13 protein-coding genes and 2 pseudogenes are annotated in these 16,132 nt (G+C 39.2%); 10 read left to right on the forward strand and 5 right to left on the reverse strand.

Translation table 11 applies throughout. The features are described from left to right. Positions 1-189 precede the first annotated feature (189 nt). The 8 genes from ACWQ4X_RS13605 (at position 190) to ACWQ4X_RS13640 (ending at position 10,265) form a co-directional block, all read left to right on the forward strand. Entirely contained in the window at positions 190-486 is a 297-nt protein-coding gene (locus ACWQ4X_RS13605; RefSeq protein WP_004281865.1) for a hypothetical protein, read from the forward strand. A gap of 89 nt (positions 487-575) precedes the next feature. Beyond that, complete coding sequence (locus ACWQ4X_RS13610) at positions 576-2,435, forward strand: copper resistance system multicopper oxidase (RefSeq protein ID WP_457904014.1); 1,860 nt, start codon at positions 576-578, stop codon at positions 2,433-2,435. Then, complete coding sequence (locus ACWQ4X_RS13615) at positions 2,422-3,303, forward strand: copper resistance protein B (protein ID WP_004637557.1); 882 nt, start codon at positions 2,422-2,424, stop codon at positions 3,301-3,303. The genes ACWQ4X_RS13610 and ACWQ4X_RS13615 overlap by 14 nt, the downstream gene beginning before the upstream one ends. Before the next feature lie 111 nt (positions 3,304-3,414). Beyond that, on the forward strand, positions 3,415-3,819 hold the full coding sequence (locus ACWQ4X_RS13620; protein WP_006581738.1) for a hypothetical protein: 405 nt from the start codon (positions 3,415-3,417) through the stop codon (positions 3,817-3,819). An 80-nt stretch (positions 3,820-3,899) separates the two neighbouring features. Beyond that, positions 3,900-5,207, forward strand: coding sequence for a TolC family protein (locus ACWQ4X_RS13625; protein WP_457904015.1), 1,308 nt, complete (start codon positions 3,900-3,902; stop codon positions 5,205-5,207). Next, on the forward strand, positions 5,207-6,706 hold the full coding sequence (locus ACWQ4X_RS13630; protein ID WP_058971418.1) for an efflux RND transporter periplasmic adaptor subunit: 1,500 nt from the start codon (positions 5,207-5,209) through the stop codon (positions 6,704-6,706). Before ACWQ4X_RS13625 ends, ACWQ4X_RS13630 begins: the two co-directional genes overlap by 1 nt. A 13-nt stretch (positions 6,707-6,719) precedes the next feature. Continuing rightward, positions 6,720-9,866, forward strand: a complete 3,147-nt coding sequence (locus ACWQ4X_RS13635) for an efflux RND transporter permease subunit (protein ID WP_151832968.1) — start codon at positions 6,720-6,722, stop codon at positions 9,864-9,866. Positions 9,867-9,899: 33 nt separating this feature from the next. Next, on the forward strand, positions 9,900-10,265 hold the full coding sequence (locus ACWQ4X_RS13640; RefSeq protein ID WP_119690357.1) for a copper-binding protein: 366 nt from the start codon (positions 9,900-9,902) through the stop codon (positions 10,263-10,265). A 192-nt stretch (positions 10,266-10,457) separates the two neighbouring features. Here the strand turns inward: ACWQ4X_RS13640 and ACWQ4X_RS13645 are convergent. Together ACWQ4X_RS13645 and ACWQ4X_RS13650 are read right to left on the reverse strand one after the other, a co-directional pair. After that, positions 10,458-11,354: pseudogene (locus tag ACWQ4X_RS13645) on the reverse strand (IS3 family transposase); the annotation flags it as partial. Positions 11,355-11,407: 53 nt separating this feature from the next. After that, positions 11,408-12,112 (reverse strand): IS6-like element IS1008 family transposase, encoded by a 705-nt coding sequence (locus ACWQ4X_RS13650; RefSeq protein WP_001067783.1) that lies wholly within the window; start codon positions 12,110-12,112, stop codon positions 11,408-11,410. A 58-nt stretch (positions 12,113-12,170) separates the two neighbouring features. On the opposite strand from ACWQ4X_RS13650, the pseudogene ACWQ4X_RS13655 reads away from it, so the two are divergent. Continuing rightward, positions 12,171-12,584 (forward strand): annotated as a pseudogene (locus ACWQ4X_RS13655) (recombinase family protein); the annotation flags it as partial. Positions 12,585-12,802: 218 nt separating this feature from the next. Here ACWQ4X_RS13655 and ACWQ4X_RS13660 read toward each other — a convergent pair. From ACWQ4X_RS13660 to ACWQ4X_RS13670, 3 genes are all read right to left on the reverse strand, one after another. Continuing rightward, a complete protein-coding gene (locus tag ACWQ4X_RS13660; protein ID WP_457904051.1) occupies positions 12,803-14,137 on the reverse strand; it encodes an ISNCY family transposase in 1,335 nt (444 codons plus the stop codon). A 176-nt stretch (positions 14,138-14,313) separates the two neighbouring features. After that, positions 14,314-15,165 (reverse strand): SDR family oxidoreductase, encoded by an 852-nt coding sequence (locus ACWQ4X_RS13665; protein WP_457904016.1) that lies wholly within the window; start codon positions 15,163-15,165, stop codon positions 14,314-14,316. 121 nt (positions 15,166-15,286) lie between these two features. Continuing rightward, the gene (locus ACWQ4X_RS13670) at positions 15,287-15,652 is read right to left on the reverse strand and encodes a winged helix-turn-helix transcriptional regulator (RefSeq protein WP_457904017.1); all 366 of its coding nucleotides are present in this window, start codon (positions 15,650-15,652) and stop codon (positions 15,287-15,289) included. Between the two features lie 95 nt (positions 15,653-15,747). Between ACWQ4X_RS13670 and ACWQ4X_RS13675 the strand changes: the two genes are divergently transcribed. Further along, on the forward strand, positions 15,748-16,131 hold the full coding sequence (locus ACWQ4X_RS13675; protein ID WP_457904018.1) for a nuclear transport factor 2 family protein: 384 nt from the start codon (positions 15,748-15,750) through the stop codon (positions 16,129-16,131). Position 16,132 lies beyond the last annotated feature (1 nt).

Genomic DNA, 16,132 nt, shown 5'->3' on the forward strand with positions numbered 1-16,132 from the left:
ACACCAGTTTTTTGTTCATCTTCAACTAATAGTATTCTCATTTCCGAATCCTAAGTCATTCATTAAAACTATAATAACGTTATAAAACATCTAATCGAGATAGATTACAAAAATGTCATTTTCAAGTCACTTAGATGTTCAGTGCTTCACTTTATTGTAGTAGCAAGAAATTAACTTTTAGAGAAACTTATGAAAACTGTAGTGCGTCGTAGTCTAACAATTTTAATGTGTGCTGGAACTTTAATTGCTGGTACTCAATCTTGGGCAAAAGATGTATCAACCTCAAGTGCCACTAAAACGGTAAAAGCACAGGAACCTTGTACAAAACCTTGTAAAATGGAAAAAGATGACAAGACTCAGCAAGATCATAGTCAACATCAGTCTCCTAACTCATCTGACATGTCAAAAATGGATCATTCTATGATGAATATGGACCATTCTAAAATGGATCATTCAAAGATGAATATGCCTAGTAGCAATAAATAATTTTATAAATAGCGAGAAAGAAGTATTAAAGTTTATACTAAATATTTGCTTTATTACTTCAATCTTGACCTTTCTAAAGGTGAGATAGAATGTCAAAAAAGTTAAGTCATATACTCTTAATTGGAGTTGGTTTATTTTCATCAACTTGGGTAATGGCGGCAGTTAAAGAATATGATTTAACAATCGCTGAACAAACTGTAAATATCACAGGAAAACCAGTTGAGAGAATTACTGTAAATGGTAAATTCGTTGCACCACTTCTTGAATTTGAAGAAGGTGATGAGGCCGTTATCCGTGTTCACAATAAGTTAAAAAATCAGGACTCTTCAATCCATTGGCATGGCTTATTATTACCTGGAATTATGGATGGTGTACCTGGATTTAACAAATTTCATGGCATTGCCCCTAATAAAACTTATGAATATAAGTTTAAAGTCCGCCAAAATGGTACTTATTGGTATCATTCACATAGTAAAGGACAAGAACAAGACGGTTTATATGGTGCTTTTGTTATTTATCCTAAAGATAAAACTCCACTAACAGCTGCTGAAAAAACTGATAGAGATTATGTGGTTTTGCTTTCTGATTTTCATAATTCGACAAGTGATCAAATTATGAAAAATATTAAAAAAGAAGCAGACTACTATCAGAACCGCCGCGAAACAGTATTCGATGTATTAAAACAAGTTAAACGTGATGGGCTAAAAGCGACTTGGCAAGACCGTTCTATGTGGAATCAGATGCGAATGCTGAAAACAGATATGTCCGATGTGACTGGTTATACATTTTTAATGAATGGCAAGACACCTCAGCAAAACTGGACCGGTAACTTCAAAGCTGGTGAAAAAGTTCGCCTTCGTTTTATTAATGCTTCCGCTATGTCATTCTTTGATGTACGCATTCCAAACCTAAAAATGACTGTAGTCAGTGCTGATGGTCAACCTGTAAAGCCGGTTCCTGTAGATGAGTTCCGTATTGGTACTGCTGAAACCTATGATGTCATTGTGGAACCAAAACAAGCACATTACCAAATTGAAGCTGAATCTATTGATCGTACCGGTTTTTCAGTGGGAACATTACATGAAGAAAGCAGCCCAGCAGTCAAACAAATTGAGATGCCTAAATCTCGCCCTCGTGCTTTATTAACTATGGAAGATATGGGGATGAGCCATGACATGTCATCTATGAAAGACATGAATCACGATATGTCTTCTATGAAAGGTATGGATCATGATATGTCTTCTATGAAAGGCATGAATCACGATATGTCTTCTATGAAAGGTATGGATCATGATATGTCTTCTATGAAAGGCATGAATCACGATATGTCTTCTATGAAAGGTATGGATCATGATATGCCGATGAATAGCGCTACTGTCAAGGCGGCTTCAGACAAGAATGATAATACCGTATTTGGATGGGCAAATGCTTCAACACCTGAAGGTAATAAAGCATTGCAATATAGTGATTTGCAATCGTTAGATCCTCAAAAAGACACTCGTGCCCCTGAACGTGAAATGGAAATCCGTCTTGGTGGGAATATGGAGCGCTACATTTGGACAATTAATGGTAAGAAGTTTAATGAAACAGAACCATTCAAAGTGAAATATGGGGAACGTATACGCTTGAAATTTGTGAATGACAGTATGATGGCTCACCCAATGCACTTGCACGGTATGTTTATGCAGCTTGAAAATGGTCAAGATCCAAGTAATATGCCAAATAAACACACGATCATTGTGCCACCAGGGAAAACAGTTACAACTTTACTTACTGCTGATGAATTAGGTGAATGGGCTATCCACTGCCATTTGTTATATCACATGGCAGCTGGAATGATGAACAAACTCATTGTGGCAAATGTAGATAGCAATGATGTTGATTCAAAAAGTATCGTTGCCCAACCCCATGCAAATGATAAGGGAGTGAATCAACATGCAAACCACTAAAAAACTTTTTTCAAAAACACTTTTATCAGTTGCTTTAATTGGTTTAGCAGGTATGGCATTTGCTAATGATAATTCGACTGAAAATCTAAATAAGAGTACGTCAAGTATGAATGTGCTTTTAAAAGAAGCTGGAGGATTAGGCTATGTTGAACGTAATGCTGCTCAAAATACTTCAAAAGGCAAATTAGCTCTTAGCCAAAATCATGATAAACATCTGAACGAGCATGGTGGACAGATTTACCAAACAACTAAATTTTCCAATGAGTGGGTAATTGATAACGATGGTAAGGGTAGTTTAGGTTCTAGTTTCGAAACATTGATTGGAACAGATGAGAATCGAGTATTTGTTGAAGCCAATCTGAATAAAGCAGAGAGTAATGATCCCAATTATGATGTGTCTGCACTTTATAGCCGTAATGTAGCACCATTTTGGGATGTACAAGCTGGTCTAAGATACAGCGAGGATAAAAATAACAAGAACAGCGATCGAGTCGATGGTGTTGTTGGTATATTAGGTCTTGCTCCTTATTTCTTTGAGACCAAAGCTTACCTTTATGGTGGAAAAGACAACTTCTGGGGAGCTAGTTTTGATTTCGACCGTGATTTATTACTCACTCAAAAGTTGATTACTCAGCCATATATTGAAGCAGATGTTGTGTTTAATGATAATTCTGACTTTGCATCAAAGACGGGATTGTCAGAATTGAAGACAGGTATTAAAACTCGTTATGAGATTACCAAACGTATCAGACCATTTGTTGATATAGCCTATCAATATGAGAAAGGAAAAAAATCAACTCCTTTTCAAGAAGCAACAGATTCTGAAAAGGGATGGCTATATGGTGCAGGTATTGAATTAGTTTTTTAATTTGTCTCGATATTAAAATAGCAGCCTTAAGGCTGCTATTTTAATGAATAAAATTGCTAATTTTTTCTAAATCTGTAAAACTAAAAAAGCTTAAATTTTGGTCATGACATTATGCACTGGTTAAAAACATGCCTTTCGCTGTTTTTATCATTTGCTATCCTCATCGTAGGATCGGCAGCAGTAGCTTCATCTGTACATAGTCCATGTTTAATGTCATCTCAAGATATGCAATCCATGCAAATGATGAATTCTGAAGATCATGAAAAAGCAAGTGCTATGCACATGGATTGTATGAAAGCTGAAGTACAGATTAAGAAGCAATTACATGATCCATCATGTATGTCTAAGCAAGATTGTATTATGTCATTTTCTAAAATTGCATATACATCTACAGCACTAGGTGTTTTGCAATCTATGGTTTCTTCCCCTGTGGAACAGTCTGCTTTTTCTCCATTAAATCAAAATTTCACCTCATCTGATCCTTCCAATTTATGGAAACCCCCACGCTCTAATTAATTTGATGACTAATCATCATTCATAGAGTTTTCTATGGATGTTCTGCACGTGCGCGTGTACATCATTTTAGAGCTAAAAATATGAACTTTAATAAAGAAAAGCTGTCCCTAAAATGGGGTGGATGGTCAATAACCGCAGTTTGCTTTCTCTTGAGTTATGGTCATGCTTATGCCGAACCACTAACTTTGGATACAGCCTTAAAACTTGCGGAGCAATATGCACCTACCCTTAGAGCAAATAGTGCTCGAATTGAAGGGGCTGAGAATGTAGTTTCAGCTTCTGGCATTTTACCCAACCCTAAATTATTTTTCGGTTTGGAGAATTATCCTATATCTGGTGATGCGTCATGGTCAGTCACACAAGATGGCATGACCATGCATAAAATTGGTGTTATGCAAGATTTTCCAAACCGCGCCAAAAGACAAGCCGAGGTCGAGTTAGCAAAAGCTGAATTGGGTTCAGCTACTGCTCAAACTGAGATTCTACGTATTGAGTTACGTCAGAAAGTCGCATCTGCTTGGCTTAAACGCTTTTATCTTGAGCGTAAATTGGCGCTATATGATGAACTGTTTTCAGAAAATCGATTACTTTCTCAAATCACACAGACACAGGTCACATCCGGTCGGACAATTGTTGCTGATGCACTTGATCCAAAACAAGAAGCCACTGTATTACTTGACCGGAAGGATGATTTACTTCGTGATTTAAATAAAGCCAAACTAGAATTACATCGGTTGGTCAGTGTAGAGCAAACTGGAAATCCCTCTCAAATTGAAACCTTACCTGACCAAGCTCCATCCATCCATCTTGATACATCAAAGCTGTATCATAACTTGCATCAGCATCCTGAATTAAAAGCTTTTCAGGCTGAAAAGCTAACTGCTGAAGCAAAATTGAAACAAGCTCAGGCTTTACAAAAACCTGATTGGGGTATTGAGCTTGCATACCTGCATCGTGCCCCAGAGTTTGGCGATATGATCGGTGTACAACTGACAACTGAGCTTCCTGTATTTTCAAAAAAACGTAGTGGTCCCCTCATTCAGGCAGCCCTAGACGAGCAAAACAGGATTACTGCGGATCAAGAAGCCCAATACCGTGAACATCTCACGAAGTTAGATGACGGGCTATCCGATCTCGATGCGCTTGATCAGCAAATTAGACGTGCAATGCAAATAAGTATTCCACTCGCTAAACAAAAAGTGGGTTTACAGTTGGCAAGCTACCAAGCTGGTAAAAGCAATTTGTCTGATGTTATTACTGCCCGACAATCTCTTTTAGAACAACGTTTGCGTCTCATTGATCTCCAACAACAACAGGCTGTGACTAAAGCCCAACTTTATTTTGCCTTTGAAGAGCCGACCTTAAACCATGCTGAGGAGCAGCCATAATGTTAAGAAATAAATTGGCAATGACTGTCATGGGAGTTGCCACAATTAGTCTTGTCGTAGGTGGCGGTGCCGGATATTGGTTTGCTCATCAGGAAGAGGGTTCTCAATCGGCATCGGTAAGCCAGAAGCAGGATGCTAAAGTGCTTTATTGGTACGATCCAATGAAACCAGGACAGCATTTTGATAAGCCAGGCAAGTCTCCATTTATGGACATGCAACTGGTACCTAAATATGCAGACGAAAATACTACGATGACGGATGAAAGTCGTCCTACAGTCAAAATAGATCCAACTCTTCAACAAAATTTAGCCATCCGTTACGGCACTGTTGAACAGGCTGTAATTGGAAATGCCATGTTTACTAATGGCATATTACAAGCAAATGAACGGCAAACAGCTATTTTACAAACTAGAGCAAGTGGCTTTGTTCAGCGAGTGTATGGGCATGCTGTTGGAGATATGGTGACCGAAGGAAGCCCTATAGCTGATATTTCAATACCCGAATGGACTGGAGAGCAAACTGAATTTTTAGCTGTGCTCCGTACTGGAGATCGTTCCCTTATTCAAGCAAGCCGTCAACGTTTGCAGCTTTTAGGAATACCACAAAATGTGATTCATCAAGTTGAGCGAACTCGTCGAGTGCAATCTAATATAACTTTGCAAGCTCCCATTAGTGGATTTATTGATTCACTAGAAGTCCGCAATGGTATGGCTTTGGCTATGGGACAAACCTTGGCCACAATTAAAGGTATCAACCCGATTTGGCTAGAGGCAGCCGTTCCTGAAAAACAAATTGCTGGAATCAAACGAGGTATGAGTGTAGAAGCCAATTTTGCTGCTTTTTCTCAAAAAGTAACTGGCAAAGTTATCGACATTTTGCCTACCTTAGATACAACATCAAGAACTATTAAAGTTCGGATTGAATTACCAAATCCTAGTGGTCAACTTAAGCCAGGGATGTTTGCTTCTGTCAATATAATAAATAATCCCCAAAGCAGTTTGGTTGTACCAGAGCAAGCTGTTATACGGACAGGTACTCGGAATGTTGTCATTGTAGGGCGTGAGCAAGGGCGTTTTGAACCAGTTGTTGTACAGTTAGGGCAAAGTGATGGCAATAAAATTGCAGTCCTACAAGGGTTGAAAGCTGGTCAGAGAGTAGTGATTTCAGGACAATTTCTGATTGATTCTGAAGCAAATTTGCAAGGCGTATTGGATAAGCTCAACACTGGGCAACCAATTGCATCATCTCAAACGATTAAGAGGTCAACATATCAAGGTCTTGGTAAAGTTGAAAAAGTCACAAATCAAGATATTACCATTTCACACCAAGCTATTCCTGAGTTGGGCTGGGGTGCTATGACCATGAGCTTTAAACAGCCCGTACAACCATTTACCCGAATTCAGCAAGGTGACCAGGTCAACTTTAGTTTTACAAAAGTTGGAAATTCTTATGTCATTTCTGACATTTCAAAGATGTCTATGGCATCTTTGAAGAACTAACGGGAGAACTATTATGATCGCCCGTATTATTCGTTTTTCAATTTTGAATCGTGTATTTGTCTTATTGGCAGCTTTAATTCTGGCAGCTTGGGGTGTTTGGGCTGTAAAAAATACTCCGGTTGATGCTTTACCAGATTTATCTGATGTGCAAGTGATTGTCAGAACTAATTACCCAGGTCAGGCACCACAAATTGTTGAAAATCAGGTGACGTACCCTTTAACAACAACGATGTTATCAGTACCTGGTGTTAAAACTGTTCGTGGTTATTCTTTTTTTGGTGATTCATTTGTATATGTCATTTTTGATGAACATACCGATCTTTATTGGGCCCGTTCGCGTGTATTGGAATATCTAAATCAGATTCAGGGAAAAATGCCTGCAAATGCGAAATCTTCATTAGGGCCAGATGCCACAGGCGTTGGCTGGGTTTATGAATATGCGTTAGTTGATCCAACAGGACAACATGACCTTTCACAACTGAGAAGCATACAAGACTGGTTTTTAAAGTATGAACTAAAGACATTACCCAATGTGGCTGAAGTTGCCACGATTGGGGGAATGGTGAAGCAATATCAGGTTGTTTTAGATCCAAGTAAAATGGCCGCCTTAGGAGTTACTCAAAACAATGTCATTGAAGCGATTCAAAAGGCCAATCAAGAAACCGGTGGTTCAGTTCTGGAGATGGCTGAAACTGAATATATGGTACGAGCTTCTGGTTATTTAAAGACATTAGAAGATTTTCGACAGATCCCGATAAAAACAAATAGTTTTGGGATTCCTGTTACTTTAGGCGATGTTGCAACTATTCAACTCGGACCGGAAATGCGTCGTGGTATCACTGAGCTGAATGGACAAGGTGAAATTGTTGGCGGTGTTGTGATTTTACGGGCCGGTAAGAATGCACGTGAAACGATTACTGCTGTGAAAGCAAAACTGGCTGAATTGCAACAAAGTTTACCTAAAGGAGTGCAAGTTGTTCCTGTATATGATCGCAGTAAACTGATTGATCGGGCAGTCGAGAATCTCAGTCATAAATTAATTGAAGAATTTATTGTGGTGGCTTTAGTCTGTGGACTTTTCCTCTGGCATTTACGATCAGCAATGGTAGCTATTGTTTCTTTACCACTTGGGATTTTGTCGGCTTTCTTAGTCATGTACTATCAGGGCCTAAATGCCAATATCATGTCATTGGGGGGGATTGCCATTGCTATTGGTGCTATGGTTGATGCAGCGGTTGTGATGGTTGAAAATGCACATAAGCATATAGAGACTTGGCAGCATGAACATCCCAATCAAGTATTAGAAACTCAAGCACGCTGGAATATTATTGCCCGTTCCGCCAGTGAAGTTGGTCCTGCTTTATTTTTTTGCTTACTTATCATTACCTTATCTTTTATTCCTATTTTTACTTTACAGGCACAAGAAGGACGTTTGTTCTCGCCTCTGGCGTTTACCAAAACCTATGCCATGGCAGCGGCAGCTGGTTTATCCATTACCCTGATTCCTGTTTTAATGGGTTATTGGATTCGAGGGAAATTACCTTCTGAACAGCGTAATCCACTGAACCGTTTTCTGATCAAAATATACAGCCCTATGTTGGATAAGGTTTTAGCTCATCCAAAGACAATTTTACTTGGTGCATTGCTAATTTTCCTTATTAGTCTTTTCCCTTTAACACGCTTAGGTGGGGAGTTTCTACCCAATATGGATGAAGGTGATTTACTGTATATGCCTTCAGCTTTACCGGGATTGTCCGCAGCAAAAGCTTCTGAGCTACTCCAACAGACTGATCGAATGATTAAAACCGTTCCTGAAGTTGCAACAGTATTCGGTAAAGCTGGTCGCGCTGAGTCAGCCACAGATTCTGCACCATTAGAAATGTTTGAAACCACGATTCAGTTCAAACCACGGTCTGAATGGCGTTCAGGTATGACACCTGACAAATTGATAAAAGAACTAGATAAGGCAGTCCAAGTACCGGGTTTAACAAACATTTGGGTGCCACCTATCCGTAACCGGATTGATATGTTGGCAACTGGGGTGAAAAGTCCAATCGGGATTAAGATTTCAGCAAATGATCTGCAAGATATTGATCGGGTAGCACAGCAAATTGAACAAGTGGCTAAACAGGTGCCCGGTGTTAGTTCAGCTTTAGCTGAACGGCTCACAGGTGGTCGATATGTTGATGTCGATATTAACCGTATGCAGGCTGCGCGATATGGTCTCAATATTAAAGATGTACAGCAAATCGTCTCATCAGCGATTGGCGGGGAAAATATTGGAGAAACTGTTGAAGGCTTGGCACGGTATCCCATTAATGTACGTTACCCACGAGAGATTCGAGATTCACTGGAAGCCTTAAGAAATTTACCGATTCTAACAGAATCTGGTCAACAAATAGTCTTGAGTAGTGTTGCTAATATTCAAATTACAGATGGGCCGCCAATGCTTAAAAGTGAGAATGCCCGTCCAAGTGGTTGGGTCTATGTCGATGTACAAGGACGTGACTTAGCTTCGGTTGTACAAGATTTGAAGCAGGCCATAGACCAAAAAGTAAAACGTTCTTCTGCCATGAGCATTAGCTATTCAGGACAGTTTGAGTTCATGGAGCGTGCGAATGCTCGCTTAAAAGTTGTTATTCCAATTACTTTGATGATCATTTTTCTATTGCTCTATTTGATTTTTAGGCAAGTACAAGATGCTGTTCTGATTATGGCAACACTACCTTTTGCGTTGATTGGTGGTATTTGGGCTATGTACTTGAGTGATTATCACTTTTCGGTTGCGATTGCTGTTGGTTTTATTGCACTTGCTGGTGTTGCCGCAGAGTTTGGTGTAGTCATGTTGTTCTATTTAAAGCAAGCAATTGAGCATGCACAGCAAAGCCTATCTTCTTCAACGGCATCCTTAACAGAGCAACAACTCAATGAGGCAATTCATACAGGGGCCGTGCTACGTGTTCGCCCTAAAGCAATGACAGTCGCTGTCATTTTGGCGGGGTTAATCCCTATTCTGTTGGGGACTGGAACAGGTTCTGAATTAATGAGTCGTATTGCTTTACCTATGGTTGGGGGCATGATTTCAGCCCCTCTCTTATCTATGTTTGTTATCCCTGCGGCATATCAGCTTTTAATCAAAAGAAAACTATCAAAGAATTGATAGTTTTATTATTTCGTCTAAAGAGGTTTTATTATGTTGAAGTTTATAAAAATTATTGCTCTTGTTACCACTATTGCTGCATTAAGCGCATGTAGTAAAAATGAAGCATCAGAGCAGAAGAAAGCAGACGCACCTATGGAGCAGATGAATAAGGAGTCTTCTACCGCTACAACGGCTCAAGCCGTTGGCGTGATTACTGCTATTGATACGAAAGAAAATATTTTAACACTCGACCATGAAGCCATTCCTGCGATTAAATGGCCAGCAATGACTATGGGCTTTAAAGTCGCTGACCCGGTTTTATTAAGTGGTTTAACCGTAGGAGACAAAGTTGACTTTGAATTAAAAGCAGAAGGAGAAAATTATATAGTCATCACTGTGAAGGCTAAAAATCTATAACAGCCTTAGTATATGATGCCAGTAGTGCTATATCCTTTAGACGCTATTGGCATTTTTATAGAAGTTAAATAAGATCGCTTTAAAAATTCCAGTTTATATAGTTCAATTCTTGAATTTTATTTTATCAATTCCACTGTAAGGCAAGAAAGCATTTGAACCGTACCGGGTTTGTCGGAGAGTTTTTTATTTAAGTTAGGCCACCTGACCTAACGGGTTAATCTTATCATAGTACATTGCTTCAAAATCAAAAGGTGATACATAACCTAGTGCACTATGTACACGCTCTTTATTGAACCAATCTACCCAATTTAGTGTCGCAAGTTGTACATCCGCTAAACCTTGCCAATCTGCTTTTAGATATTCAATCACCTCTGTTTTGTATAAGCCATTCACCGTTTCAGCCAAAGCATTATCGTATGAATCACCAGTTGTACCGACTGATGCTCGTAAATTTGCAGCTTCTAAACGATTGGTATAGCGAATAGAAAGATATTGAACACCTCTATCGGAATGATGAATCACATTCTTTGGCATGCCTCGATCGTGCAATGCTTGCTCAAGTGCATCGAGTACCATATCTGTATTCATCCGTGTAGATACTTTCCATCCAACAATTGCTCGTGAGAACACATCAATAATAAATGCAGTATAAACCCAGCCTGAATGAGTTTGAATATACGTAAAGTCACTGACCCATAATTGGTCAGGTCGATCAGCACTAAAATTACGTTTCACTAAATCATCTGCTCGTTTTTGGTCATCTCGGCTACGGGTGGTTTGTTTGTTCTTACCTCACCAAACACCTTGTATACCTAGCTTTTTCATTAATCGAGCAACAGTACAGCGTGCAATAATATAGCCTTCACGTTTCAGTTTTTGCCAGACTTTACGTACACCATATCGACCTGAACTTTCCTTCCAAATTCGTTTAATCTCCTCAGCATGATGCAAGTCATGTAAATCTCGCTTTGCTCGATGTTCCCTTGCGAAGCAATGCTTCTCATCGCAGAGATCTAGAGTCCGGTAATAGGTTGAGGGTGCGATCGGTAAAATTCTACAAATCGCCTCGACTCCGTACAGCTCTTTATTAGGCACTGTTGCAAATAGAGATTTGAGTCGATGAAGTTCCTTTTTAAAAGTGCTTAGAGACCGAAAACCCTGTTGATTAGACACACTTCACCTTGAGGCTGACCATAATAAAATGACGATGCTTGTCCTTTACGTAGTGCACGCATGACTTCAATACCTTTAATTGTGGCATAAGCCGTCTTCATAGATTTGAATCCTAATGTGGCCCTGATGATCCGCTTTAACTTACCATGATCACATTCAATGACATTATTTTTATACTTAATCTGCCTGTGCTCAATATCTACTGGACATTTTCCTTCTCGCTTTAACCGTGATAAAGCATGGCCATAGGTCGCTGCTTTATCTGTATTGATGACCCGTGGAATTTGCCATTTTTTCACCGTATTGAAGATCTTTCCTAGAAAACTATAGGCTGATTTACTGTTCCGTCTAGCGGAAAGGTAAAAGTCAATCGTATGACCCCGTTGATCAACTGCACGATACAGGTAAGTCCATCGCCCCTTCACTTTGATATAAGTCTCATCCATATGCCATGAATGTAAATCTGTAGGATTACGCCAATACCAGCGTAACCGTTTTTCCATTTCTGGAGCATAACGCTGAACCCAACGATAAATTGTACTGTGATCCACATTTATGCCTCGTTCAGCGAGCATTTCTTGAAGTTCACGATAGCTGATGCCATATTTACAATACCAACGAACAGCCCAAAGAATGATTTCACCTTGAAAGTGCCGACCGTGGAAGGGATTCATCTGCTGTATCTCGAAATAAATAAGATATTTAGCTTATCATGTCAGCCTATTTGCAACAGTGCCGGAAGGGGACAGGGTGATTGTACATTCCATGGATCGTTTTGCGCGAAGCCTGAAAGATTTGGTCACTGAAGTAGATAAACTGGTCAAACGAGGGATTGCCATCCAGTTTGTAAAAGAAAATATTACTTTTACGGCCGAATCCACCCCGATGGATAATTTGATGCTGCAATTGATGGGTGCTTTTGCACAGTTCGAACGTGAGATCATTTTAGAGCGGCAAAAGGAAGGAATAAAACTCGCCTCTGCTCAGGGGAAGTACAAAGGTCGGGTGCATAAACTAAAGCCTGACCAAGCTGAAGCTTTACGACAAGCATGGAGGGAAGGGAAGTATCCATCAAAAATGGCATTAGGAAAAGCTTTTGGGATTAGTCGTCAGGCGGTATACCGATATTTACAAGTTAGTGAATAGCTTATTGGGATTGGCAACTAAATTTAGTTTAACTTATAAAAATCATGAAACATTGTTCGAATTTTAAGCGTGGAACATAAATAATCAATAAAAAGCCGCTCTGGTACCCTATGCCCCACAACGGCTTGATCTAATATACTGAAATTTAATGATAAATATCAAGTTGTTATTCCCCAATTAAAATGTCTATGCGATAAACCATTTAAAATGTCCTGTTTTTAATTACAACAGTCAAGAACAGGATTTAAATTTCTTTGTTCAATCACAGCTTTCTGAGCTTTACGACTTGGCATACTTTTCTTGGCACGAGTACGTTTATTCTGTTTTTCCAACTCTTCATGTTGTTGCTGAATATGGGCCAGAACTGAGCCTAATCTTTTATTCTCAACCACTTCATTCTGCTGTAATCCAGACAACTTGTTAAAAATACTGTAGTTGATCTTCTGTCCTTCATGCATGATTGCCACAGTACCATCTGGATATTCCATGAAAGTAATGTATTGCCCAACGAGCTTATGATTCAGCGCTGTTGGCTCAAGCAGATAAATACATTTGTCATAAGTAATGGTCAGACTCCTCGTGACCTTACGCGGTTCCTGCCAGGTAAACACATCATCCAGCTCAGCATCAGACTCTATTAAGGGACGATGCAAATCCTTTGAGTTTCTCGCACACTTGGCGAACTTCTGGTTAAACTGCTCAATAAAGCAAGGTAACCATGCATTTGCTTCCGCAATCGAACTGATGCCTTCCAGACGCATTTCCTTAATCAAACGGTCTTGTAGTGTTCTATTCGCTCGTTCCACACGCCCTTTGGCCTGTGGTGAGTTGGCATAGATAATATCAATGTTTAACTCGCTGAGAATTCGTCCAAATTGCGTGATCTGGCTGTCCTGACTGGATTTCTGGTTCACTCTGAATACCGAATGTTTGTCACTATAAAAGGCCAATGGCTTGCCATATTGCTCAATGTAGGCTCTGGTCGAAAGCATATAGTCAAAGGTGGTTTCAGCCTCACAAAAGCGCAGATGCAGCAGCTTTCCAGTGGCATCATCAATATAGACCAGCAAGCAGCATTTGGCAGCTCGACCTTCAAACCAGTCATGATATGAGCCATCGATCTGGATCAATTCACCGAAGCAATCACGGTTATATCTAGGCTGATATGGACGTTTCAGGCGTTTGGATCGCGGAATCCAGAGTTCATTGGCTGTCATCCAGCGTCGAACCGTTTCTACAGGAATATTCAGACCGAATATGCTGCTGAGCTTCTCATGAGCCAAGGTTGGACCAAAGCCCAGCAGATGTTCAGAAATAATGGCAAGGCATTCAGACTTTACGGCTTCATCATGACGATGATGACCAGGTTGGCCACGACTGGCATGTGTCAGGCCTGAAACACCGTCTTGCTTTAGCTTCTGCAATAACCGGGTAATTTGACGGGCTGAAAGATTCAGAATTTCAGCAGCACGGACTTGTGTAATACGTTGATCTCGAACATCTTGCAGGACTGCAAGACGTTGTATTTCCTTATCAGACATAGTGATCAGCATCTCAAGTTTTATCCAGTCCATGATGTTGATGTGGATCATAGACCAGACATTTTTATTGGTGAGAATATAGACACTTTAAATGGGTTCTAACATTTTTACTTCGCATAACGTGCATTATGTTAATTTTAGGAAAGCTTAATCTATCAGTTAAGTAGGCTTTCCTCATTTAATGCAAACTAGAACATAGAAATTATTTGATCCTTGATTGACGTTGTTTTACGTCCCAAGATATTTTCTAAATCTTTGCTATCACTATATAGAGTACCATTTAAAGCTTGAACATCGGCATCAACAATAACTTGAGCTAATCCATCAGGTAAGCCCAAGCTAACTAATGCAGCTAAATAGTCTTCGGGACTAATATTTTGATAGACAACTGACTTAGCTGAAGCTTGAGTTACATATGCTGCTAAATCATATAAAGTAAAAGAATTAGATCCAGCTAACTCATAAATTTTACCTTCATGACCTTCTGAGGTTAAAACTTTAGCCGCAGCTTCAGCATAATCTTGCCGAGATGCTGAACTAATTTTACTATCTAAAGCACTACCATACAAAACGCCATGATCTGCAACCTGTTGAATATTAGATATATAATTTTCGTTGTACCAATTGTTGCGAAGAAGTGTGTACTGTAAACCACTTTGTTGAATTAAGCTTTCTGTTTCCCGATGTTCTTTTGCCAAAGCTAGTAAGTTCGTATTTGCCCGTAATAAACTTGTATATGCAATATAAGGAACTTGCGCTTCAATAGCAGCATCAACAACAGCTTTATGCTGTGGTGTTCTTCGACCAACTTCATTAGCCGAAATTAATAATAATTTATCTACTCCTTTAAGAGCAGGAACCAATGTTTCTGGTAGATCATAATCAAAAGGTCGAAGCTCAATGCCTTTATTCTCAAGGTCTTTAGCCTTATTTTCATCACGAACCAAAGCAATAATATCTGAAGCATCTATTTCTTTTAGCAGTGCCTCAATAATGAGTTTTCCAAGTTGTCCTGTTGCGCCTGTAATTGCGATTTTCATTGTATTACCTTCTTGATCTAATAACTTTAAAAGTAGACAACATTAGGTTATACAAAACACTTACAAAATGTAAGTACTTACACTAATGTAAGTTTCGACTCAATACTATGAGTATTGGTTATTAGCTTCTTCTAAAGGACATAATCTTCGGAATATTGAGTTCAATCCAATCAGCTAATTCAATCACATGCTGAGCGATTTCTTTTCCCAGTGGCGTCAATGAATATTCCACATGTGGGGGAACAACATCATAAACTTTACGGTTTATAAAACCATCTAACTCTAGATTCTTTAACGTATGTGATAGCATTTTTTCACTTACACCCGGTACTTTCCTCCTTAATTCACTAAATCTTAATGTGCTACTTCTTAATGCAATTAAGCATAAAACAGCCCATAAGCTTGTTACATGTTTGAAGACTTCTCTAGAAGGACAATCAACAGTTTTTAGTTCACCATAGCGGACTTTATCGGTAAGCGATTCCATAAATTTAGCTCTCTCATATTACTTACATTTTTGTAAGTACTATATTTAGTATAGTGTAAGTAGTATAACTAACTTTTGCAAAATGGAGAGTAGTTATGACGAATAAAGATCTCGTATTACGCTATTTAGACATCGTTTTTAATAAACGTGATTTAGATGAAGCCGAAGCATATTGGGAAGGAAATATGATTCAACATAACCCTAATATGCCGAATGGTTTAGACGTTTTACGCGCATTCATCACGAGTCCAGATCCAACTCCAACCTATCAAGCCAGTTTAGCTTCTGAAGTAGGTGACTACGTCATGGTTCATGGAAAATATACTGGTTGGCAAGGTAAAAATATGATTGCTGTTGATATTTTCAGAATCGAGAATAGAAAGATTATTGAACATTGGGATGTGATGCAGGAAGAAGTTCTTGCTGAAAACAGTATTAATGGCAATCCAATGTTCCCAATTTTAATTGAAGGCAATTAAT

Source organism: Acinetobacter sp. NigerLNRRAM0016 (assembly GCF_054112845.1).